At 67.3% G+C, this 20,240-nt stretch carries 12 protein-coding genes and 3 rRNA genes; 5 read left to right on the top strand and 10 right to left on the bottom strand.

Going from position 1 to position 20,240, the window contains the following annotated elements:
- Positions 1 to 41: 41 nt before the first annotated feature.
- The 3 genes from rrf to OG413_RS25730 form a co-directional block, all read right to left on the bottom strand.
- Positions 42 to 158 (bottom strand): 5S ribosomal RNA (rrf, locus tag OG413_RS25740).
- Positions 159 to 237: 79 nt separating this feature from the next.
- Positions 238 to 3,363: ribosomal RNA gene (locus OG413_RS25735) — 23S ribosomal RNA — on the bottom strand.
- A gap of 305 nt (positions 3,364 to 3,668) precedes the next feature.
- Positions 3,669 to 5,194, bottom strand: a 16S ribosomal RNA gene (locus OG413_RS25730).
- Together the 16S, 23S and 5S rRNA genes form the textbook arrangement of a ribosomal RNA operon.
- Before the next feature lie 690 nt (positions 5,195 to 5,884).
- Between OG413_RS25730 and OG413_RS25725 the strand changes: the two genes are divergently transcribed.
- Together OG413_RS25725 and ptsP are read left to right on the top strand one after the other, a co-directional pair.
- Complete coding sequence (locus OG413_RS25725) at positions 5,885 to 6,334, top strand: PTS glucose transporter subunit IIA (RefSeq protein WP_266809133.1); 450 nt, start codon at positions 5,885 to 5,887, stop codon at positions 6,332 to 6,334.
- Positions 6,335 to 6,409: 75 nt separating this feature from the next.
- Positions 6,410 to 8,080, top strand: a complete 1,671-nt coding sequence (gene ptsP, locus OG413_RS25720) for a phosphoenolpyruvate--protein phosphotransferase (protein ID WP_266809131.1) — start codon at positions 6,410 to 6,412, stop codon at positions 8,078 to 8,080.
- 131 nt (positions 8,081 to 8,211) lie between these two features.
- Here ptsP and OG413_RS25715 read toward each other — a convergent pair whose 3' ends face one another.
- Together OG413_RS25715 and OG413_RS25710 are read right to left on the bottom strand one after the other, a co-directional pair.
- On the bottom strand, positions 8,212 to 9,102 hold the full coding sequence (locus tag OG413_RS25715; RefSeq protein ID WP_266809129.1) for a hypothetical protein: 891 nt from the start codon (positions 9,100 to 9,102) through the stop codon (positions 8,212 to 8,214).
- A gap of 65 nt (positions 9,103 to 9,167) precedes the next feature.
- Positions 9,168 to 11,144: an acetoacetate--CoA ligase gene (locus OG413_RS25710; RefSeq protein ID WP_266809127.1), complete on the bottom strand. Its 1,977-nt coding sequence runs from the start codon at positions 11,142 to 11,144 to the stop codon at positions 9,168 to 9,170.
- A 297-nt stretch (positions 11,145 to 11,441) separates the two neighbouring features.
- On the opposite strand from OG413_RS25710, the gene OG413_RS25705 reads away from it, so the two are divergent.
- Complete coding sequence (locus OG413_RS25705) at positions 11,442 to 13,811, top strand: glycoside hydrolase family 31 protein (protein WP_266809126.1); 2,370 nt, start codon at positions 11,442 to 11,444, stop codon at positions 13,809 to 13,811.
- On the opposite strand, the gene OG413_RS25700 is transcribed toward OG413_RS25705, so the two are convergent.
- Positions 13,802 to 14,266, bottom strand: a complete 465-nt coding sequence (locus OG413_RS25700) for an NUDIX domain-containing protein (protein ID WP_266810361.1) — start codon at positions 14,264 to 14,266, stop codon at positions 13,802 to 13,804. The two genes, OG413_RS25705 and OG413_RS25700, sit on opposite strands and share 10 nt — an antisense overlap.
- A 192-nt stretch (positions 14,267 to 14,458) precedes the next feature.
- Here OG413_RS25700 and OG413_RS25695 point away from each other — a divergent pair, with 192 nt between their 5' ends.
- Positions 14,459 to 15,262, top strand: a complete 804-nt coding sequence (locus OG413_RS25695; protein WP_266809124.1) for a M15 family metallopeptidase — start codon at positions 14,459 to 14,461, stop codon at positions 15,260 to 15,262.
- A gap of 128 nt (positions 15,263 to 15,390) precedes the next feature.
- Positions 15,391 to 15,738 carry a DUF962 domain-containing protein gene (locus tag OG413_RS25690; RefSeq protein WP_266809122.1) on the top strand — a complete coding sequence of 116 codons (348 nt, stop codon included), beginning with the start codon at positions 15,391 to 15,393 and terminating at the stop codon, positions 15,736 to 15,738.
- Positions 15,739 to 15,886: 148 nt separating this feature from the next.
- On the opposite strand, the gene OG413_RS25685 is transcribed toward OG413_RS25690, so the two are convergent.
- The 4 genes from OG413_RS25685 to OG413_RS25670 are packed head-to-tail and all read right to left on the bottom strand — an operon-like array spanning position 15,887 to position 20,203.
- Positions 15,887 to 16,492 (bottom strand): ATP/GTP-binding protein, encoded by a 606-nt coding sequence (locus OG413_RS25685; RefSeq protein WP_266809120.1) that lies wholly within the window; start codon positions 16,490 to 16,492, stop codon positions 15,887 to 15,889.
- A complete protein-coding gene (locus OG413_RS25680) occupies positions 16,473 to 16,910 on the bottom strand; it encodes a DUF742 domain-containing protein (RefSeq protein WP_266809118.1) in 438 nt (145 codons plus the stop codon). Before OG413_RS25680 ends, OG413_RS25685 begins: the two co-directional genes overlap by 20 nt.
- Positions 16,911 to 16,919: 9 nt before the next feature.
- Positions 16,920 to 17,363: a roadblock/LC7 domain-containing protein gene (locus OG413_RS25675; RefSeq protein WP_266809117.1), complete on the bottom strand. Its 444-nt coding sequence runs from the start codon at positions 17,361 to 17,363 to the stop codon at positions 16,920 to 16,922.
- The gene (locus OG413_RS25670; RefSeq protein ID WP_266809115.1) at positions 17,360 to 20,203 is read right to left on the bottom strand and encodes a nitrate- and nitrite sensing domain-containing protein; all 2,844 of its coding nucleotides are present in this window, start codon (positions 20,201 to 20,203) and stop codon (positions 17,360 to 17,362) included. The genes OG413_RS25675 and OG413_RS25670 overlap by 4 nt, the downstream gene beginning before the upstream one ends.
- Between the last annotated feature and the right edge of the window lie 37 nt (positions 20,204 to 20,240).

Here is a 20,240-nt window from a genome sequence, read left to right as displayed (position 1 = left end):
AAGCCCCGTACCTTGCGGTACGGGGCTTTCCCGGAAAAATTGTTCGGCGGCGTCCTACTCTCCCACAGGGTCCCCCCTGCAGTACCATCGGCGCTGAAAGGCTTAGCTTCCGGGTTCGGAATGTAACCGGGCGTTTCCCTAACGCAATGACCACCGAAACACTATGAAATTAACCAACACCGGAACACAACACGGCCGTTCGTTATTTCAGAACTAACACAGTGGACGCGAGCAACTGAGGACAAGCCCTCGGCCTATTAGTACCAGTCAGCTCCACCCGTTACCGGGCTTCCACATCTGGCCTATCAACCCAGTCGTCTACTGGGAGCCTTAACCCCTCAAGAGGGTGGGAATACTCATCTCGAAGCAGGCTTCCCGCTTAGATGCTTTCAGCGGTTATCCTTTCCGAACGTAGCCAACCAGCCATGCCCTTGGCAGGACAACTGGCACACCAGAGGTTCGTCCGTCCCGGTCCTCTCGTACTAGGGACAGCCCTTCTCAATATTCCTACGCGCACAGCGGATAGGGACCGAACTGTCTCACGACGTTCTAAACCCAGCTCGCGTACCGCTTTAATGGGCGAACAGCCCAACCCTTGGGACCGACTCCAGCCCCAGGATGCGACGAGCCGACATCGAGGTGCCAAACCATCCCGTCGATATGGACTCTTGGGGAAGATCAGCCTGTTATCCCCGGGGTACCTTTTATCCGTTGAGCGACAGCGCTTCCACAAGCCACTGCCGGATCACTAGTCCCGACTTTCGTCCCTGCTCGACCCGTCGGTCTCACAGTCAAGCTCCCTTGTGCACTTACACTCAACACCTGATTGCCAACCAGGCTGAGGGAACCTTTGGGCGCCTCCGTTACTCTTTAGGAGGCAACCGCCCCAGTTAAACTACCCATCAGACACTGTCCCTGATCCGGATCACGGACCCAGGTTAGACATCCAGCACGACCAGAGTGGTATTTCAACGACGACTCCACAACCACTGGCGTGGCCGCTTCAAAGTCTCCCACCTATCCTACACAAGCCGAACCGAACACCAATATCAAACTATAGTAAAGGTCCCGGGGTCTTTCCGTCCTGCTGCGCGAAACGAGCATCTTTACTCGTAGTGCAATTTCACCGGGCCTATGGTTGAGACAGTCGAGAAGTCGTTACGCCATTCGTGCAGGTCGGAACTTACCCGACAAGGAATTTCGCTACCTTAGGATGGTTATAGTTACCACCGCCGTTTACTGGCGCTTAAGTTCTCAGCTTCGCACACCCGAAAGTGCACTAACCGGTCCCCTTAACGTTCCAGCACCGGGCAGGCGTCAGTCCGTATACATCGCCTTACGGCTTCGCACGGACCTGTGTTTTTAGTAAACAGTCGCTTCTCGCTGGTCTCTGCGGCCACCCCCAGCTCAGGAAGCAAGTTCCCTCACCGGTGATGGCCCCCCTTCTCCCGAAGTTACGGGGGCATTTTGCCGAGTTCCTTAACCATAGTTCACCCGAACGCCTCGGTATTCTCTACCTGACTACCTGAGTCGGTTTAGGGTACGGGCCGCCATGAAACTCGCTAGAGGCTTTTCTCGACAGCATAGGATCATCCACTTCACCACAATCGGCTCGGCATCAGGTCTCACCCTTATATGTGTGACGGATTTACCTACCACACGGGCTACACCCTTACCCCGGGACTACCACCGCCCGGGCTGGACTACCTTCCTGCGTCACCCCATCGCTTACCTACTACAAGTCTGGTTCATCGGCTCCACCACTACCCTCAACTCCGAAGAGATCGGGCCGGCTTCACGGACTTAGCATCGCCTGATTCAGTACTGGGCGTTTCAAAGCGGGTACCGGAATATCAACCGGTTGTCCATCGACTACGCCTGTCGGCCTCGCCTTAGGTCCCGACTTACCCTGGGCAGATCAGCTTGACCCAGGAACCCTTAGTCAATCGGCGCACACGTTTCTCACGTGTGTATCGCTACTCATGCCTGCATTCTCACTCGTGAACCGTCCACAACTCGCTTCCGCGGCTGCTTCACCCGGCACACGACGCTCCCCTACCCATCCGTACTCCCGTTGGGGATATATGTACGAATGACACGACTTCGGCGGTACGCTTGAGCCCCGCTACATTGTCGGCGCGGAATCACTTGACCAGTGAGCTATTACGCACTCTTTCAAGGGTGGCTGCTTCTAAGCCAACCTCCTGGTTGTCTCTGCGACTCCACATCCTTTCCCACTTAGCGTACGCTTAGGGGCCTTAGTCGATGCTCTGGGCTGTTTCCCTCTCGACCATGGAGCTTATCCCCCACAGTCTCACTGCCGTGCTCTCACTTACCGGCATTCGGAGTTTGGCTAAGGTCAGTAACCCGGTAGGGCCCATCGCCTATCCAGTGCTCTACCTCCGGCAAGAAACACACGACGCTGCACCTAAATGCATTTCGGGGAGAACCAGCTATCACGGAGTTTGATTGGCCTTTCACCCCTAACCACAGGTCATCCCCCAGGTTTTCAACCCTGGTGGGTTCGGTCCTCCACGAAGTCTTACCTCCGCTTCAACCTGCCCATGGCTAGATCACTCCGCTTCGGGTCTTGAGCGCGCTACTAAACCGCCCTATTCGGACTCGCTTTCGCTACGGCTTCCCCACACGGGTTAACCTCGCAACACACCGCAAACTCGCAGGCTCATTCTTCAAAAGGCACGCAGTCACGACTGACAGCACAAGTGCTGCCAGCGACGCTCCCACGGCTTGTAGGCACACGGTTTCAGGTACTATTTCACTCCGCTCCCGCGGTACTTTTCACCATTCCCTCACGGTACTATCCGCTATCGGTCACCAGGGAATATTTAGGCTTAGCGGGTGGTCCCGCCAGATTCACACGGGATTTCTCGGGCCCCGTGCTACTTGGGTGTCTCTTAAACGAGCCGTTAATGTTTCAGCTACGGGGGTCTTACCCTCTACGCCGGACCTTTCGCATGTCCTTCGCCTACATCAACGGTTTCTGACTCGTCTCACAGCCGGCAGACCATGAAAAAGAGATCCCACAACCCCGAATGCGCAACCCCTGCCGGGTATCACACGCATACGGTTTGGCCTCATCCAGTTTCGCTCGCCACTACTCCCGGAATCACGGTTGTTTTCTCTTCCTGAGGGTACTGAGATGTTTCACTTCCCCTCGTTCCCTCCACACTGCCTATGTGTTCAGCAGCGGGTGACAGCCCATGACGGCTGCCGGGTTTCCCCATTCGGAAACCCCCGGATCAAAGCTTGGTTGACAGCTCCCCGGGGACTATCGTGGCCTCCCACGTCCTTCATCGGTTCCTGGTGCCAAGGCATCCACCGTGCGCCCTTAAAAACTTGGCCACAGATGCTCGCGTCCACTGTGCAGTTCTCAAACAACGACCAGCCACCCATCACCCCGTCATATACGACGAGTTCACTGGGGCCGGCAACCGAAGGACAGACTCAAACGAGCCCGTACCCTCAGATACCCAACAGCGTGCCCGACCCGACCGACCATTCCCCACGTTCCACGCCGAAGCAGTACTAGTGAAAAACAACCTGTCGTGCCGAGTAGTCAACGTTCCACCCATGAGCAACCAGCACCGAACATTCGCCGGTGTACTGGCCTCTGACCAAACCGAAGCCTGGTAAGAAGTGCTCCTTAGAAAGGAGGTGATCCAGCCGCACCTTCCGGTACGGCTACCTTGTTACGACTTCGTCCCAATCGCCAGTCCCACCTTCGACAGCTCCCTCCCACAAGGGGTTGGGCCACCGGCTTCGGGTGTTACCGACTTTCGTGACGTGACGGGCGGTGTGTACAAGGCCCGGGAACGTATTCACCGCAGCAATGCTGATCTGCGATTACTAGCAACTCCGACTTCATGGGGTCGAGTTGCAGACCCCAATCCGAACTGAGACCGGCTTTTTGAGATTCGCTCCGCCTCGCGGCATCGCAGCTCATTGTACCGGCCATTGTAGCACGTGTGCAGCCCAAGACATAAGGGGCATGATGACTTGACGTCGTCCCCACCTTCCTCCGAGTTGACCCCGGCAGTCTCCTGTGAGTCCCCATCACCCCGAAGGGCATGCTGGCAACACAGAACAAGGGTTGCGCTCGTTGCGGGACTTAACCCAACATCTCACGACACGAGCTGACGACAGCCATGCACCACCTGTATACCGACCACAAGGGGGGCACCATCTCTGATGCTTTCCGGTATATGTCAAGCCTTGGTAAGGTTCTTCGCGTTGCGTCGAATTAAGCCACATGCTCCGCTGCTTGTGCGGGCCCCCGTCAATTCCTTTGAGTTTTAGCCTTGCGGCCGTACTCCCCAGGCGGGGAACTTAATGCGTTAGCTGCGGCACCGACGACGTGGAATGTCGCCAACACCTAGTTCCCAACGTTTACGGCGTGGACTACCAGGGTATCTAATCCTGTTCGCTCCCCACGCTTTCGCTCCTCAGCGTCAGTAATGGCCCAGAGATCCGCCTTCGCCACCGGTGTTCCTCCTGATATCTGCGCATTTCACCGCTACACCAGGAATTCCGATCTCCCCTACCACACTCTAGCTAGCCCGTATCGAATGCAGACCCGGGGTTAAGCCCCGGGCTTTCACATCCGACGTGACAAGCCGCCTACGAGCTCTTTACGCCCAATAATTCCGGACAACGCTTGCGCCCTACGTATTACCGCGGCTGCTGGCACGTAGTTAGCCGGCGCTTCTTCTGCAGGTACCGTCACTCTCGCTTCTTCCCTGCTGAAAGAGGTTTACAACCCGAAGGCCGTCATCCCTCACGCGGCGTCGCTGCATCAGGCTTTCGCCCATTGTGCAATATTCCCCACTGCTGCCTCCCGTAGGAGTCTGGGCCGTGTCTCAGTCCCAGTGTGGCCGGTCGCCCTCTCAGGCCGGCTACCCGTCGTCGCCTTGGTAGGCCATTACCCCACCAACAAGCTGATAGGCCGCGGGCTCATCCTTCACCGCCGGAGCTTTTAACCCCCACCCATGCAGGCAGAAGTATTATCCGGTATTAGACCCCGTTTCCAGGGCTTGTCCCAGAGTGAAGGGCAGATTGCCCACGTGTTACTCACCCGTTCGCCACTAATCCACCCCGAAGGGCTTCATCGTTCGACTTGCATGTGTTAAGCACGCCGCCAGCGTTCGTCCTGAGCCAGGATCAAACTCTCCGTGAATGTTTTCCCGTAATCGGGACACACATCACGAGAGCGGAACGACCGGTCGGAATAAGACCAGTCGTTCACAGCGTCCTCGCTGTGTAATTGCCCACCGGAACCGTAAGGCCCGGTAGGACTTTCAAAGGAACCACCAACCTGCCGAAGCAGGCCGGGGTATCAACATATCTGGCGTTGACTTTTGGCACGCTGTTGAGTTCTCAAGGAACGGACGCTTCCTTCGGTCCCGTTTCACCGGGGCCCTCCGGGCGCTTCCCTTCGTGTTCTTGCGTTTCCGACTCTATCAGACTCTTTCGTGTCCGATTCCCGGCCGAAGCGGGTCAAGCAGTTTTCGCTTTCCAGTTCTTCGCTTTCGCGTTTCCCTTTCCGGCGAGTCCGACTCTATCAGTCCTTTTCCGTTCCCTTGACCAACCTCCTGCAGACATGCAGGAGCGCCAACCGGGGTTAGAGTCTGGGCTAAATAGTCGCCGCCGACCCCCGACTCAATGTCGCGTTGGGGTCAGGCAGAAGTACGACAGTACAGGCCGCGGGTAGTCGAGGCAAATCGTTTCTGGTGCCCCCCTAGGTCCGTCAACCGGTAGGTCTCGGGCGGAACCGGGACTTCATATGACTTACGCTGCTGAGCAGTACGCCGTCCCCCATCAGCCGCGGCGGCGACACCTTGAATCTCCACCCCCTGGGAGGCTCCCCATGACCAACGTGACGTCCCCTCTTGCCGGACGCGCCATCGGACTCACCGCGGTTCCCGACCCGGTCTTCTCCGGCGCGATGGTGGGTCCCGGAACCGCCATCGACCCCGTGCGCGAGCCGTCCGAGGCCGTGTCCCCGGTCGACGGCATCGTCGTCTCCCTCCACCCCCATGCGTTCGTCGTCGTCGACGACCAGGGACACGGTGTCCTCACGCACCTCGGGATCGACACCGTCCAGCTCAATGGCGAGGGTTTCGAGCTCCTCGTGAACAAGGGCGACACCGTGACGCGTGGCCAGGGCATCGTTCGCTGGGACCCGTCCGGCGTCGAAGCGGCCGGCAAGTCACCCATCTGCCCGATCGTGGCACTTGAGGCCACGGCCGACTCCCTCTCCGACGTCCGCGAGGACGGCGACGTGAAGGTCGGCGACACGCTGTTCGGCTGGCAGTGACACCTGCTTCGCGGTAACAGCCAGTTGGACATCCACCGCGGTGGCACGGCCATCGCACAATCGGAGACGGGTGAAATGGAGACAACGCTGCGAGGCGTCGGCGTGAGCCACGGTGTGGCGATCGGCGAGGTTCGGCATATGGGTACGGCGGTCCTGGAGCCGCCCGCCAAACAGATTCCCGCCGAGGAGGCCGAGCGCGAACAGGGGCGCGCCCGGCAGGCCGTGGAAGCGGTGGCGGCCGACCTGATTGCCCGTGGCAATCTGGCCGGTGGCGAGGCTCAGCACGTGCTTGAGGCCCAGGCCATGATGGCGCAGGACCCCGAGCTGATGGCTGATGCCGATCGGCGTATCGCCGTCGGCAGCACCGCGGAGCGCGCCGTGTACGACGCGTTCGCCGCGTACCGGGCCCTCCTCGCCAATGCTGGGGAGTACCTGGCGGGGCGGGTGGCCGACCTCGACGACGTACGGAACCGGATCGTGGCCCGGCTGCTCGGTGTGCCGATGCCCGGTGTCCCGGACAGCGATGAGCCGTACGTGCTGATCGCTCGCGACCTGGCTCCCGCCGACACCGCTCTGCTGGACCCGACCCTGGTGCTCGGCTTCGTCACCGAGGAGGGCGGGCCCACCAGCCACAGTGCGATTCTGGCGCGGGCGCTCGGCGTTCCGGCCGTGGTGGCCCTGCCCGGTGCCGGTGAGCTGGCCGAGGGCACGGTGATCGCGGTGGACGGCAGCACCGGCGAGATCTTCGTCGACCCGACCGCTGAGAAGCGTGCCGAGATGGAGAGCGCCGCCGCCGCGCGCAAGGCGGCTCTGGCCGCTTCGAGCGGTCCGGGTGCCACCTCCGACGGGCACAAGGTGCCGCTGCTCGCCAATGTCGGCGGTCCCGCCGATGTGCCGGCCGCGGTGGAGGCCGGGGCGGAGGGCGTCGGCCTGTTCCGCACGGAGTTCCTCTTCCTGGACGACAGCAAGCACGCGCCGTCCGAGGAGAAGCAGGTGGCCGCCTACCGTGCGGTCCTTGAGGCGTTCCCCGAGGGGCGCGTGGTCGTGCGGGTGCTGGACGCCGGCGCCGACAAGCCGCTGGACTTCCTCACTCCCGCCGATGAGCCGAACCCGGCGCTCGGTGTCCGCGGGCTGCGCAGCCTGCTGGACCACCCCGACGTGCTGCGTACTCAGCTGACCGCGCTGGCGAAGGCGGCCGAGGGGCTGCCGGTGTACCTGGAAGTCATGGCTCCGATGGTCGCCGACCGTATCGACGCCAAGGCGTTCGCGGACGCGTGCCGTGAGGCGGGGCTGCGGGCGAAGTTCGGCGCGATGGTGGAGATTCCGTCCGCCGCTCTGCGGGCGCGCTCGATCCTGCAGGAGGTGGAGTTCCTGTCGCTGGGCACCAATGACCTCGCGCAGTACACCTTCGCCGCCGACCGTCAGGTGGGCGCGGTGTCCCGGCTCCAGGACCCGTGGCAGCCGGCGCTGCTGGATCTTGTCGCGCTGTCCGCCGATGCCGCGCGGGCCGAGGGCAAGAGCTGTGGTGTCTGTGGTGAGGCTGCCGCCGATCCGCTGCTCGCGTGTGTGCTGACCGGTCTGGGTGTCACCTCCCTCTCGATGGGTGCGGCGTCCATTCCTTATGTGCGCGCCACGCTGGCGAAGTACTCGCTCGCCCAGTGCGAGCGTGCGGCTTCCGCGGCGCGTGCGGCGGACTCGGCCGAAGAGGCGCGGGTCGCCGCTCAGGCGGTGCTGTCGGGCGAGTAGGTCCGAGCGGTCCGGTAGGACCGTGCGGTGGAGGGGCTTTCCGTCCGGTCGGCGGGAAGCCCCTCTTTCCGTTCCTCTCTGGCCGTTCCTCTCTGGCCGTTCCCCTCTGCCAGTGGTGCAGGTCCGGTCTGTCAGTGGTGCGGGTCCGGTTCGTCGGCGCCGATGTCGAAGCCCGTGCAGTAGTCCACATCGGGTTCCGGCGAGACCGGCTCACCGGTGTCCGCGTCGGTGCAGTAGGCGGTGAAGACCTCGCCCGCGCTGAGCGGGACGAGGCCGCCGCGGCTCAGCCGCCAGCCGTGGACCCGGTCCGGGGCGCCGGGGGTGCTCGTACGCAGCACTACTCCCCCACGCGTTTCCAGGGCGACGGCCACCGCGAGCACGGTGGCGAACTCCGCTCCCTCCGAGGTTTCGAGTCGGGCCGGGTCCTGGGGGTCCCGTTCGGTGTGGAGGACGGCGAGCAGCTGCTCGCTTTCCGTGGGGGTGCTGCAGACGAGGTGGTGTGTGCCCGGCCCCGCGGTGTCCAGCAGCCGCATCAGCAGGTGCGAGGCCCGGTCGAAGGCGGCGCGGCCGATGTCCTGGCCGCAGTCGGCGCATTCGCCGAGGTCGGCCAGGACGAGCGTGGCGTACTCCCAGGTGGCCCGGCGGACCGCTCGGGAGACCAGGAGAGGGATGAGGTCGTCGATGGGCTGTCCGCTGTAGCGCACGGTCGCGCCCGTCGCCGCGACCTCGGCGGTGAAGCGGCTGCGGCTGGTCCGGGCATCGGGGTCGAGGCCGGACTCCGTACAGAATTCCGTGTAGTCCTCGGGGTCGAAGAGGGCCACAGTGGTGTGCATGCCCTGTGCCGCGAAGGTCTTGAGCAGGCCCTCCACCTGCCTGAGGTAGACCGAGTGGTCGTCGAACGTGAAGGTGCGGTAGCGCCGCATGGCCGCGAAGTCCTGCTCGTCGACCAGGAGGCCGATGGTGCTGGGTGCTTCGCGGCGCAGCGTGCGTCGCATGGATGTGCCGTACTTCGTGTGCGCCATGTGTCCCCCTGTGCGCTGTGCATCGTTGCTCACTCAGCGTAACCGCGGGGTCCGACAAGAGGCCTTCAGCGGCGGGTGCGCGCCAGGTCCGCGTAGAACTGGAGGAGTTCGAGGTTGTCCACGGAGCCCGGGTTGACCGCCTTGGCCAGGTCCGTCCCTTGCAGCAGCCGCTTGACCGGAACCTCGATGCGCTTGCCGGTGAGGGTGTGCGGGATGCCGGGGACCTCGATGACCTCGTCCGGTACGTGGCGCGGGGAGAGGTTCTCGCGGATCGTCCGCTTGATGCTGTCGCGCAGGGCGTCGTCGAGGGTGGCGCCGTCGGCGAGGTGGACGAAGAGCGGCATCCAGTAACCGCCGTCGGGCTCTTCGAGGCCGATGACGAGGGACTCGCGGATCTCGGGGAGCCGCTCGACGGCTTCGTAGATGTCGGCTGATCCCATCCGTACGCCCTGGCGGTTGAGGGTGGAGTCGGAGCGGCCGTGGATGATCACCGAGCCCCGGTCGGTGAGGGTGATCCAGTCCCCGTGTCGCCAGACGCCGGGGTACATGTCGAAGTAACTGTCGTGGTACCGACTGCCGTCGGGGTCGTTCCAGAAGTGGACCGGCATGGAGGGCATGGGCTTGGCGACGACGAGTTCGCCGACCTCGCCGATGAGCGGCTTGCCCGCCGGGTCCCAGGCCTGGAGGTCCGTGCCCAGACAGGGCGCCTGGAGCTCACCGATGTGCACGGGGAGGGTGGGGACCGCTCCGGCGAAGCAGCTGCAGACGTCGGTGCCACCGCTGACCGAGGCGATCCACAGGTCGTCGGCCACTTCGTCGTGCAGCCAGCGGAACCCGTCGGGCGGGAGCGGGGAGCCGGTGGTGGCCACGCACTGGACGCGGGAGAGGTCGTAGTCCCGGCCGGGGTGGATGCCGGCCTTGCGGCAGGCCATGACATAGGCGGCGGAGGTCCCGAAGAGGGTGGCTCCGGTCTGTTCGGCGACGCGCCACTGCGCGCTGACGTCGGGATAGCCGGGGCTGCCGTCGTACAGCACGACGGTGGTGCCGGTGAGCAGGCCGGAGACGAGGAAGTTCCACATCATCCAGCCGGTGGAGGTGTACCAGAAGAAGCGGTCCTCGGGTCCGAGGTCGCAGTGCAGGCCGAGCTGCTTGAAGTGTTCGAGCAGAATGCCGCCCTGGGACTGGACGATGGCCTTGGGCAGGCCGGTGGTGCCGGAGGAGTAGAGGACCCAGAGCGGGTGGTCGAAGGGGACCTGCTCGAAGACCGGTTCGGTGTCCGCGGCGGTGAGGGCGGACCATGCCAGGGCGCCTTCGGGGGCGGCGGTGCCGAGCAGCGGGATGTGGACGACGGCGCGCAGGGTGGGGAGTTCGTCGCGCAGTTCGGCGACGGTCGCGGTCCGGTCGTGTTCCTTGCCGCCGTAGCGGTAGCCGTCGACGGTGAACAGGACGACGGGCTCGACCTGCTGGAAGCGGTCGAGGACGCTGCGGGCGCCGAAGTCGGGGGCGCAGGACGTCCAGACGCCGCCGACGGCCGCGGTGGCGAGGAAGGCGATGACCGCCTGGGGGATGTTGGGGAGGTAGCCGCTGACCCGGTCGCCCGGGGTGACGCCGAGGGCGCGGAGTTCGGCGGCGAGCGAGCCGACCTGGCGGCGGATCTCGGACCAGCTGACCGGGATCTGGGTGTGGGTCTCGTCCACGTACAGGAGCGCCGGGGCGTCGGCGCGGGAGGCGTCCTCGGCGGTGCGCAGCGCGTGCTCGGCGTAGTTGAGGGTGGCGCCGGGGAACCAGGTGGCGCCGGGCATGGTGCGGTCGCCGATGACGCTGTCGTACGGGGTGGAGAAGCGTACGTCGAACCAGCCGGCGACGGCCTTCCAGAAGGTGTCGAGTTCGTCGACGGACCAGCGGTGCAGTGCCGCGTAGCCGCCCTCGGCCGGGGCTCCGTAGCGTTCGGCGGCCCAGCTCTGGAAACGGGTGACGGCGGCGGCCGCGATGCGGTCGGGGCCTGGCTGCCAGAGGGGGGCTTCGTTCGCGGCTGAGGTCATGGGTCGGCTCCCTGGCTGTACGGGTACGCGGGGTGGGCGTGTCGGCGCGCACGTGCTGGGGTGTGCGCGTGAGCGGCTGCTACGGACGATGCCATGTGATCGTCCCGCGCACCAGGGTTGCCCGCCCATGGCCGCCTGTCCGGCTATGTGCTCCGGCCCTGCCCTCCGGCTATGGGCTCGGGCCATGTACTGCGGCCATGTACTCCGGCTATGTGCTCGGGCCATGTGCTCCGGCCACGGGTGAACGGAAGTTGAACGGAACGTGCTTCGGGGTGACCGGGTGGCAGGGTGATCCGCATGGACGGTCGTGACCTGGTGCGCTCGGTGAAATTGCTCGGTTCGGTGCGGGGGCTGCGCACGGTGCGCTCGGCCTGGCGGCGTCGGCGTTCGGACGCGCGGACGCTGCCGGCGCGGGGCGCGGAGCGGGCCAGGGTGCCGGGGCCGGTCGTGGGGGCCGAACCGGAGCCGGGCGGGGGCGTGGTGCGGTTTGCCCGTTCGGAGCTGCGCATCCGGGTGGCGGTGGGCGGTGCGGTGTTCTGGGCCTGGGACGGTGCCGAGCCACTGCCGTCGTACGCCCTGCCGGGTCCGGCGCCCGAGCCGGACCCACGGGCGGAGCTGGAACCGGACAAGGACGGTGGCTGGCAGGTCGTGTCCGAACGGCTGACGGTGGCGGTGTCGCGGAACGGGGCGGTGGAGCTGCGGACGCCGGGCGGTGTGGTGCTGCGGCGGGAGTTGCCGCCGCGGTGGTGGGAGCCGGTGGGCGGGGGCCCGGCGCGGTGGGTGCAGCGGTCCGAGGTTCCGGCGGACGCGCGGTTCTTCGGGCTCGGCGGGCGGGCGTCGGGGCCGCGGCTGCGCGACGGTGTGTACGGGCTGTGGAACACCGACCCCGGCGGGCACTTCGGCCCCGGTGATGATCCGTTGTATCTGACGATGCCGGTGCAGGTGGTGGTCTCCGACGCGGGGACCCACCTGGCCTTCCACGACAATTCCTGGGCCGGGCGGGTGACGCTCCAGGAGGGTGAGGTGGGGGCGGGTTCCGGGCACGACCGGCCGGGGACCTGTGAGGTGCGGATGGACGGGGGGCCGCTGCGCTGCTGGGTGGTCGCCGGTACACCGGCCCGGGTGTTGCAGGGCTGGACGGCTCTGACAGGTGCGCCGGCGCTGCCGCCGTCGTGGGCGCTGGGGCCGCAGCACGCCCGCTGGGGGTTCGGCAGCGAGCGGGAGGTGCGGCGGGTCGTGGCCGGGTACCGGGAGCGTGGGCTCCCCCTGTCCGTACTCCATCTGGACATCGATCACTACGACGCGCACCAGGTGTTCACGGTCGACCGTCGGCGGTTTCCCGATCTGCCCGGACTGGCCGAGGAGTTGCGCGCGGACGGGGTCCGGCTGGTGTCGATCGTGGATCCCGCCGTGAAGGCGGAGCCCGGGGTGCCGGTGTTCGACAGCGGTGCGGCGGTCGGGGAGGGCGGTGCGTTCGTCCGGGACGCCCAGGGGCGGGTGGTGATCGGGGAAGTGTGGCCGGGGGCCTGCGGATATCCGGACTTTACTGATCCACTTGTGCGGGATTGGTGGGGGTCTCTGTACGAGGAGCGGCTGGCCCAGGGGTTCTCCGGCGTGTGGCACGACATGAACGAGCCGGTGTCCTTCGCCGCCTTCGGGGACCCGACGCTGCCGCGCTCGGCCAGGCACTGTCTGGAGGGCCGTGGCGGCGATCACCGCGAAGCCCACAATGTGTACGGGCTCGCGATGGCGCGTGCCGGGTACGAGGGGCTGCGCCGGCTGCGGCCGGACGAGCGGCCGTTCCTGTTCTCGCGGTCCGGGTGGGCCGGGATGCAGCGGTACGGAGGCACCTGGTCCGGTGATGTGGCGACGGGGTGGCCGGGGCTGCGGGCATCGCTCGCCCTGGTGATGGGTCTCGGTCTGTGCGGGGTGCCGTACTCCGGGCCGGATGTGGGCGGGTTCGACGGGTCTCCTTCGCCCGAGCTGTATCTGCGGTGGTTCCAGCTGGGCGCGTATCTGCCGTTGTTCCGTACGCATGCGGCGATCGACGCGGGGCGCAGGGAGCCGTGGGAGTTCGGGCCCGAGGTGCTGGAGCACACGAGGGCGGCGCTGGCGGAACGGGAGCGGCTGCATCCGTATTTCGTGACGCTGTCACAGCTGGCCCGGCTCACGGGGGCCCCGTATGTGCGGCCGCTGTGGTGGGGCGCGCCCGGGGACCGGGCGCTGCGGGAGTGCGAGGACGCGTTCTTGCTGGGTGACGCGTTGCTGGTGGCGCCGGTGTTGGAGGCGGGGGTGGAGCGGCGGGCGGTGCGGCTGCCGCGCGGGCGGTGGTACGACACGGCGACCGGGATGGCGTACGAGGGACCGGGGCAGATCCTGGTGGACGCGCCGCTTTCCCGGACTCCGGTACTGGCGCGGGCCGGTGCGGTGATTCCGGTGCGCGGTGCGGACGGCGGGACGGAGCTGGAGGTGTGGGCTCCGCCGCCGGGGCTCAGCGGGGGTGGCCTGGTCGTGCGGGACACGGGTGACGGGTGGGAGCCGGCGGAGGTCGAGCGGTACACGTCGCGGCTGGCGGACGGGCGCGTGGTGGTCGAGCGGGACGGCGGGGAGAGCGGGGTGACCTGTCCTGTGCGGGTACGGGGGATCCAGGCTTCGGGTCAGGTGTAGCGGCCCGCGAACCAGGCGCGTACCGCCTCGGTGTGCAGGGGGAAGGCCAGCTTCCGCGGGCCGCGCAGGATGCCGTAGCCGGATGTCTCGTCGGTGGGCACGGACGGCGGCAGCTCCGCGCCGGGGCGTCGCGGGAGCAGTCCGAAGACGAGGAGGTGGCCTTCCGGGTCGCTGAGGGCGTCCGCGAGGCGGACGTCCTGTTCGGCGGCCTCGATGCCGGTCTCCTCGCGGAGTTCCCGTACGACCGCGTGGCGCCAGTCCTCGGCGTGGTCGATGAAGCCGCCGGGGAGTGCGACGCCGCCCCGCCGCGGTTCGATGGTGCGGGTGATGACGACGAGTCCGGTGCCGTGCCGGTCGCTGACGGGAAGCAGCGCCACGGCCACGGGCAACGGGTTGCGGTAGGCCGTGGTGCCGCACCGGGTGCAGGTGCGGGGCCACGCATCGGCGGACCGCAGGGCGGAGTACGGGGCTCCGCAACTGCCGCAGTGCGAGTTCTTCCGATGCGGGACGGACTGTACCGGCGGGGCGGGCTGTACGGACGGGACGGGCTGTACGGGCTCGACCGGCCTGTTCCTGGGCGCAGACACGGGCGGACTGTATCCGATCACTCTTTCGTGCGGGCCCCGGAGCTGGTAAACGATGTGCGCATGACAAGAATGCGAACCGTTCTCCGCGCCCTGGTGGCCGCCGCCGCCCTGCTCGCCGTGACCGCGGTCGCCCCGGTGGCCCACGCCGAACCCGAACCGAGGGCCCCCGGCGAGTTCGTCGCGCTGCGTTCCGTGGATCCCACGATCATCCAGGAGATGCGCTACACGACCGCACACACCTTCCTGGGCGAACCCGTGGCCGGATATCGGCAGCCGGTCTGCATCCTGACCCGGCCGGCCGCGCGGGCGCTGCACGCGGCGCAGCAGCGGTTGCTGCGCCAGGGGTATTCGCTGAAGGTGTACGACTGCTACCGGCCGCAGCGGGCGGTGGACCACTTCGTGCACTGGGCGAAGGACCTCGGCGACCAGGCCATGAAGACCGAGTTCTACCCGCGCGTCGACAAGTCCCGGCTGTTCGAGGACGGTTACATCGCGGAGAAGTCCGGCCACAGCCGGGGCAGTACGGTCGACCTGACCGTGGTCAGGCTGCCGGCGCTGCCGACCAGGCCGTACCGGCCGGGCGAGGCGCTCACGCCCTGCTACGCGCCGAAGGGCGAACGCTTCCCCGACAATTCTGTTGACATGGGGACGGGTTACGACTGTTTCGACACGTTGTCGCACACCGATGACCCGCGGATCCAGGGGGCGCCGCGTGCCAACCGGCAGTTCCTGAAGAAGACGCTCACGGGCCTCGGCTTCGTGAATCTGGCCGAGGAGTGGTGGCACTACACCTACCGGCCGGAGCGGTTCCCGGACACGTACTTCGACTTCCCGGTGACCCGGCGGGCCGTCGCGGGGCACTGATCGCGACCCGCCGACGCGCGAGCGGAACGGGCGACCGGGACCACCCCCGTGGGCTCCGGCCGCCCGTTCTTCTTCTCGGACGCGGAACTGCCGTATCCGGTTGCCGCGCCAACCATTACGGTGCCCGTATGTCACAGCAGACGTTCGATTCGTACGAGGAGTTCTGGCCCTACTACGTGGCGATGCACTCCCGGGCCGCGACCCGCTGGGTGCATCTGACCGGCACGCTGACCGGTCTCACGATCGCCGCCTACGGGCTGGCCCGGGGCCGGAGGCGGTATGCGGCGGCTCTGCCCCTGATCGGGTACGGCACGGCCTGGCCGGCGCACTTCTTCATCGAGAAGAACAATCCGGCCACGTTCGGGCATCCGGCGTGGTCGCTGCGCGGCGATGCGCAGATGATCCGCATGATGCTGGCGGGCCGTGACCACGAACTGGCGGAGACCGCGCGGAAGTGGCTCGCCGACAACCGCTGAGCGGCGGCGGGCTCACGGGGAGGACCCCACGGCCTCCCGCCGGCACCTGCCGCCCGGTTCCTGCCGCCCGGTTCCTGCGGCCCGACGACACGCGGCCCGTACCCCCTGCCGATCGGGCGGGGGGTACGGGCCGCGTGCTGTCCGGGTGTCAGGTGGTGGCGGGTTCCCTGGGCCGGTCGGCGCGGGCCAGGGCGTTCTCGACCACCGTGACGAGCACATCGCGTACGGAGGACCGGTCGCGTGCGTCGCACACGAGGACCGGCACCCCGGGGTCGAGGTCGAGCGCCGCCTGTACCGTCTCGGCGGGAAACCGGTCCGCTCCCTCGAAAACGTTGACCGCCACGGTGAACGGGATCGCCCGGCGCTCGAAGTAGTCGACCGCCGCGAAGCAGTCCTCCAGTCTCCGGGTGTCCGCGAGGACGACCGCGCCCAGGGATCCCTGGGCCAGTTCGTCCCAGAGGAACCAGAAGCGGTCCTGGCCCGGCGTGCCGAAGAGGTACAGCACCAGGTCCTCGCGGAGCGTGATCCGTCCGAAGTCCATGGCCACCGTGGTGGTGGTCTTGCCCTCGACACCCTCCAGGTCGTCCACGGGACGGCCCGCCTCGCTGAGTGTCTCCTCCGTACGCAGCGGTCTGATCTCGCTGACCGCACCCACCAACGTCGTCTTGCCCACTCCGAAGCCGCCCGCCACCAGGATTTTCAGGGTAACGGGCTCAACGGGCCGCCTTTTGCGGCTAGAGCGCCCGAAGGCCATTGATCACCTCGCGAAGAATGTTCACGTCCGGCAGCTCGGCCGGCGGAACGGGACGGGTTACGTGCACCAGCTCGTCCTCGACGAGATCGCCCACCAGCACCCGTACCACCCCTACCGGGAGGTCCAGGCCGGCGGAGAGCTCGGCGATCGACTGGGGCATGTCACTGCACAGTTCGACGATCTCCACGTGTTCCGGGGAGAGCGTCTGGTCCCGGCCGGGGTCGTCGGCCGCGGGTTCGGGGACGACGACCGCGATCAGGTCGAGTCGGTGGCGGGACGCGCTGCTGGTACGCCCCCGGGTCATCGCGTACGGACGGACCACGGGTCCCGCGTCCGCGTCGTACCAACGTGAGGACGAGGGGCCACTGGGGGCGTCCGGAGTTCCGGGGACGGTGCCGCGGGAGGAGTCAGCGCTCATGCCATCCACTCACCCTCCGGCGGACAGACCGGTCGTCCGTGGGGCGTTGGCCAGATGGACCCCCACGCGTTTGACCATCAGCGTCATCTCGTACGCCACCTGGCCCACGTCGGAGTCGGCATCGGCGAGGACGGCGAGACAGCTGCCGTCACCGGCTGCGGTGACGAAGAGGAACGCCTCGTCGAGTTCGACGACGGTCTGGCGTACCCGGCCGGCGTCGAAGTGCCGCCCCACGCCCTTGGCGAGGCTGTGGAAACCGGAGGCGACCGCGGCCAGATGCTCGCTGTCCTCCCTGGTCAGGTCCTGCGAGGTGCCGGTGGCGAGACCGTCACTGGAGAGCACGAGTGCCTTGCGGATACTGGCGACACGCTGCACGAGTTCGTCGAGCAGCCAGTTGAGTTCGCCGGACCCCTGACGTTCGGAGTTGTGTGCTGCGGCGTTCGGTGCGGTCATCGACCGTCCCCTCCCGGAGTGGTTCCTGGTGCTGTATCGCCGGGGCCGGTCACGTCCTCGGCGTTCTGCCGACGGCCGCGCTGCCAGCCTCGTTGGAGCGAAGCCATACGGTCGCGTACTTCGTCCGCGTCGCGCTCGATGTCGTCGGCGCTGTCCACGGGGTCCTGGTGGGGAGACCGGTCGGCGGAATCACCACGGAGCTGGGGGGCGAGACTCGCCTGCCGGACCCGTTTCGGCAGACCGCCCACGGTGTCCGGGGCCGGCGGTTCCCCGGGGATCCGGAGCTCGTAGGGGGCCTCCGCCGCCTTGGGAGCGTACGGGCCCTCCGGTGCGCGGGGGGTGCCGGTGTGCGCGACCGGGCCCGTCGTCGTGCGGGACCGTCCACGGGACGATGTCCCGGACTCCTCGGCCGGGGGCTGTGCGCGGCCCGCGTCGTCCACCCGGCGCCCCCGGTCGGTGACGAGCGTCGGCGGCTTGCGGCGGGGCAGCGGCACCGGGCCGGCCGGCCGCATGGGGCGGACGTCCGCCGTCGCGCCGCCGTGGTCGTGGGCCTGCTGGTGCTCGCGGTCGCCGTCACGGCGCAGGTCCCTGGCCCGGAAGATGCCGCCGCGTTCGCTCTCGGTGTCCTCCAGGTCGAGGACGCCGTCGAGTACGGGGCCGAGCGCCGGGTCGAGGGACCGGTCGAGCGGGCCGTTCGCGAAGTCCAGCGGTCCGACGGGGCCTTCGAGTTCGATGGGGCCGTCGAGGACGGCCGGGCCGGTGAGACCGGTGGGGACCGGCGACAGGGACGGGACTCTGCCGGCGCCGCCCGCCGTGCGGTCCTCGGTCTCCGGCAGGCCGTCCCTCCTGGCCTTGTCGCTGCCCGGCGCGCCGTCCGCCGGGCGGCCGCCGATGATCGCCCGCTCGGCCCGGCGGTCGAGGCGGAAACCGGTGCCGTGGGTGTCGGGGGCGTCGGTCAGCAGCGCCGCCGGGATGAACACGACCGCGGTCGTTCCTCCGTACGGCGACTTCTGGAGGGAGACCCGGACGTTCTGCCGCTGGGCGAGGCGGCTGACCACGAAGAGGCCGAGCCGGTCGGTGTCGGAGAGTTCGAAGTCGGGGGTCTCGGCGAGCCTCAGGTTGGCGTCCAGCAGCACGTCCGGGGCCATACCGAGACCGCGGTCGTGGATTTCGAGGGTGAAGCCGTTGGAGACGCGTTCGCCGTGCACCTGGACCGCGGTGTGCGGCGGGGAGAACACGGTGGCGTTCTCCAGGAGTTCGGCGATCAGGTGGGTGAGGTCGGCGACGGCCGGGCCGCCGACGCCGATCCGCGGCAGCCGCCGGACCTCGATGCGCTCGTAGTCCTCCACCTCGGCGACCGCGGCCCGGACCACGTCCATCAGCTGGATCGGCTTGCGCCACTGCCGGGACGGGGCGGCCCCGGAGAGGATCACGAGACCTTCGGCGTGACGCCGCATGCGGGTGGTGAGGTGGTCGAGGCGGAACAGGTCGGCCAGCTCGTCGCTGTTCTCGGTGCGGCGTTCCATGGCGTCCAGGAGCGTCAGCTGACGGTGCAGGAGCACCTGGTTGCGGCGGGCGAGGTTGACGAACACGTCGGAGACCCCGCGGCGCATGTCCGCCTGCTTGACCGCGGCCTCGACGGCGGCCCGCTGGAGGGTGTTGAGGGCCTGGCCGACCTGGCCGATCTCGTCCCGCTCGTACTGGAGGTGAGGTGCCTCGGTCTCGACGTCGACCTGTTCCCCGGCCGCGAGCCGGCGCATCACGCTCGGCAGCCGCACCCCGGACACCTCATGGGCGTCCTTGCGCAGCCGGGACAGGTCGCGGACCAGCTCACGGCCGATGCGGACGGAGACGAAGATCGAGACGAGCAGGGCGAGGAATCCGAGGACACCCGCGACACCGGCCTGGATGAGGACCCGGTAGGCGGCCGGTTCGGCGCGGTCCTGGAAGCGGTTGGTCATCTCGGTGGAGTCGTTGGCCAGCCGGTCCAGTACGGGCGTGGCCACCTCCTGCCACCGTTCGGCGTCGACGGTGCCCGGCTCCTTCGCCGGACCGGCGTCGATCAGCGTGCTCTCCGCCGTGCGCAGCGGTTCGGTGTCGGGGCTGCCCCAGTACTGCTCGACGCGTCGGCGTTCCGCCTCGGGCAGGAGCTCCAGGTTGATCTCGTACAGGAGCTTCCGGTTGGCGACGAGGTCGGATATCGCGCGCAGGTCCGGGGCGTTGAGGCGGCCCGCGATCAGTCCGGAGCCGATCAGCGCGTCCTCGCGGGAGAGCATTTCACGGGCCCGGGAGATGCCGACCAGGGCGCGGACCTGCTTGTCCATCGACACGTTCTCCATGGTGTGGAGGCCGTTCAGGAAGCGGTAGCAGGGATCGACGAGGCCGTTGTAGAAGTCCAGTGCCTGAGTACGGCTGATGGTGCGTCTCTCGACCGAGTCGCGAAGGGCGTCGAGGCCGTCGACGGCGCTCAGGATCGAGTCGAGCTGGGTCTCGGCCGCGGGGCGCAGCGCGTCGCGGATGTCTTCCTGCTGTGCGCTGTCCCTGACCTCCGCCACGACCCTGTCGGTGGCGGCGCGCTGGCGACGCAGCAGGGGCAGGGCGTCGGAGGCGCGGGGGTCGGCGAGGAAGGCGAGGGTCTGGCGGCGTTCTCCCTGCACCGCGCGGACGGTTTGCTCCAGGGGGTGGCCGACCTTCTCCACGATGGCGCTCGCGCTCATCAGGTCGTCGGCCTGACGGCCGGTGAGGAAGGTAGCGAAGACCCAGAGGCCCGTGAGGGATACGAGCGGCACCAGGAGCAACGCCACGATCTTCCTGCGGATGGACTTCCCGCGAAAGCGCATGGCCTCCCCCAGATAGACCCCGCACCGCGGGGGTGGT

Source organism: Streptomyces sp. NBC_01433, assembly GCF_026340105.1.
Lineage (GTDB): Bacteria > Actinomycetota > Actinomycetes > Streptomycetales > Streptomycetaceae > Streptomyces.
This window is presented reverse-complemented; position numbering and strand designations above follow the sequence as displayed.

Coding starts and splice junctions, on each gene's coding strand:
- OG413_RS25725 (WP_266809133.1), top strand. CDS start 5,885: ATGACCAACGTGACGTCCCCTCTTGCCGGACGCGCCATCGGACTCACC.
- ptsP (WP_266809131.1), top strand. CDS start 6,410: ATGGAGACAACGCTGCGAGGCGTCGGCGTGAGCCACGGTGTGGCGATC.
- OG413_RS25715 (WP_266809129.1), bottom strand. CDS start 9,102: ATGGCGCACACGAAGTACGGCACATCCATGCGACGCACGCTGCGCCGC.
- OG413_RS25710 (WP_266809127.1), bottom strand. CDS start 11,144: ATGACCTCAGCCGCGAACGAAGCCCCCCTCTGGCAGCCAGGCCCCGAC.
- OG413_RS25705 (WP_266809126.1), top strand. CDS start 11,442: ATGGACGGTCGTGACCTGGTGCGCTCGGTGAAATTGCTCGGTTCGGTG.
- OG413_RS25695 (WP_266809124.1), top strand. CDS start 14,459: ATGACAAGAATGCGAACCGTTCTCCGCGCCCTGGTGGCCGCCGCCGCC.
- OG413_RS25690 (WP_266809122.1), top strand. CDS start 15,391: ATGTCACAGCAGACGTTCGATTCGTACGAGGAGTTCTGGCCCTACTAC.
- OG413_RS25685 (WP_266809120.1), bottom strand. CDS start 16,492: ATGGCCTTCGGGCGCTCTAGCCGCAAAAGGCGGCCCGTTGAGCCCGTT.
- OG413_RS25680 (WP_266809118.1), bottom strand. CDS start 16,910: ATGAGCGCTGACTCCTCCCGCGGCACCGTCCCCGGAACTCCGGACGCC.
- OG413_RS25675 (WP_266809117.1), bottom strand. CDS start 17,363: ATGACCGCACCGAACGCCGCAGCACACAACTCCGAACGTCAGGGGTCC.
- OG413_RS25670 (WP_266809115.1), bottom strand. CDS start 20,203: ATGCGCTTTCGCGGGAAGTCCATCCGCAGGAAGATCGTGGCGTTGCTC.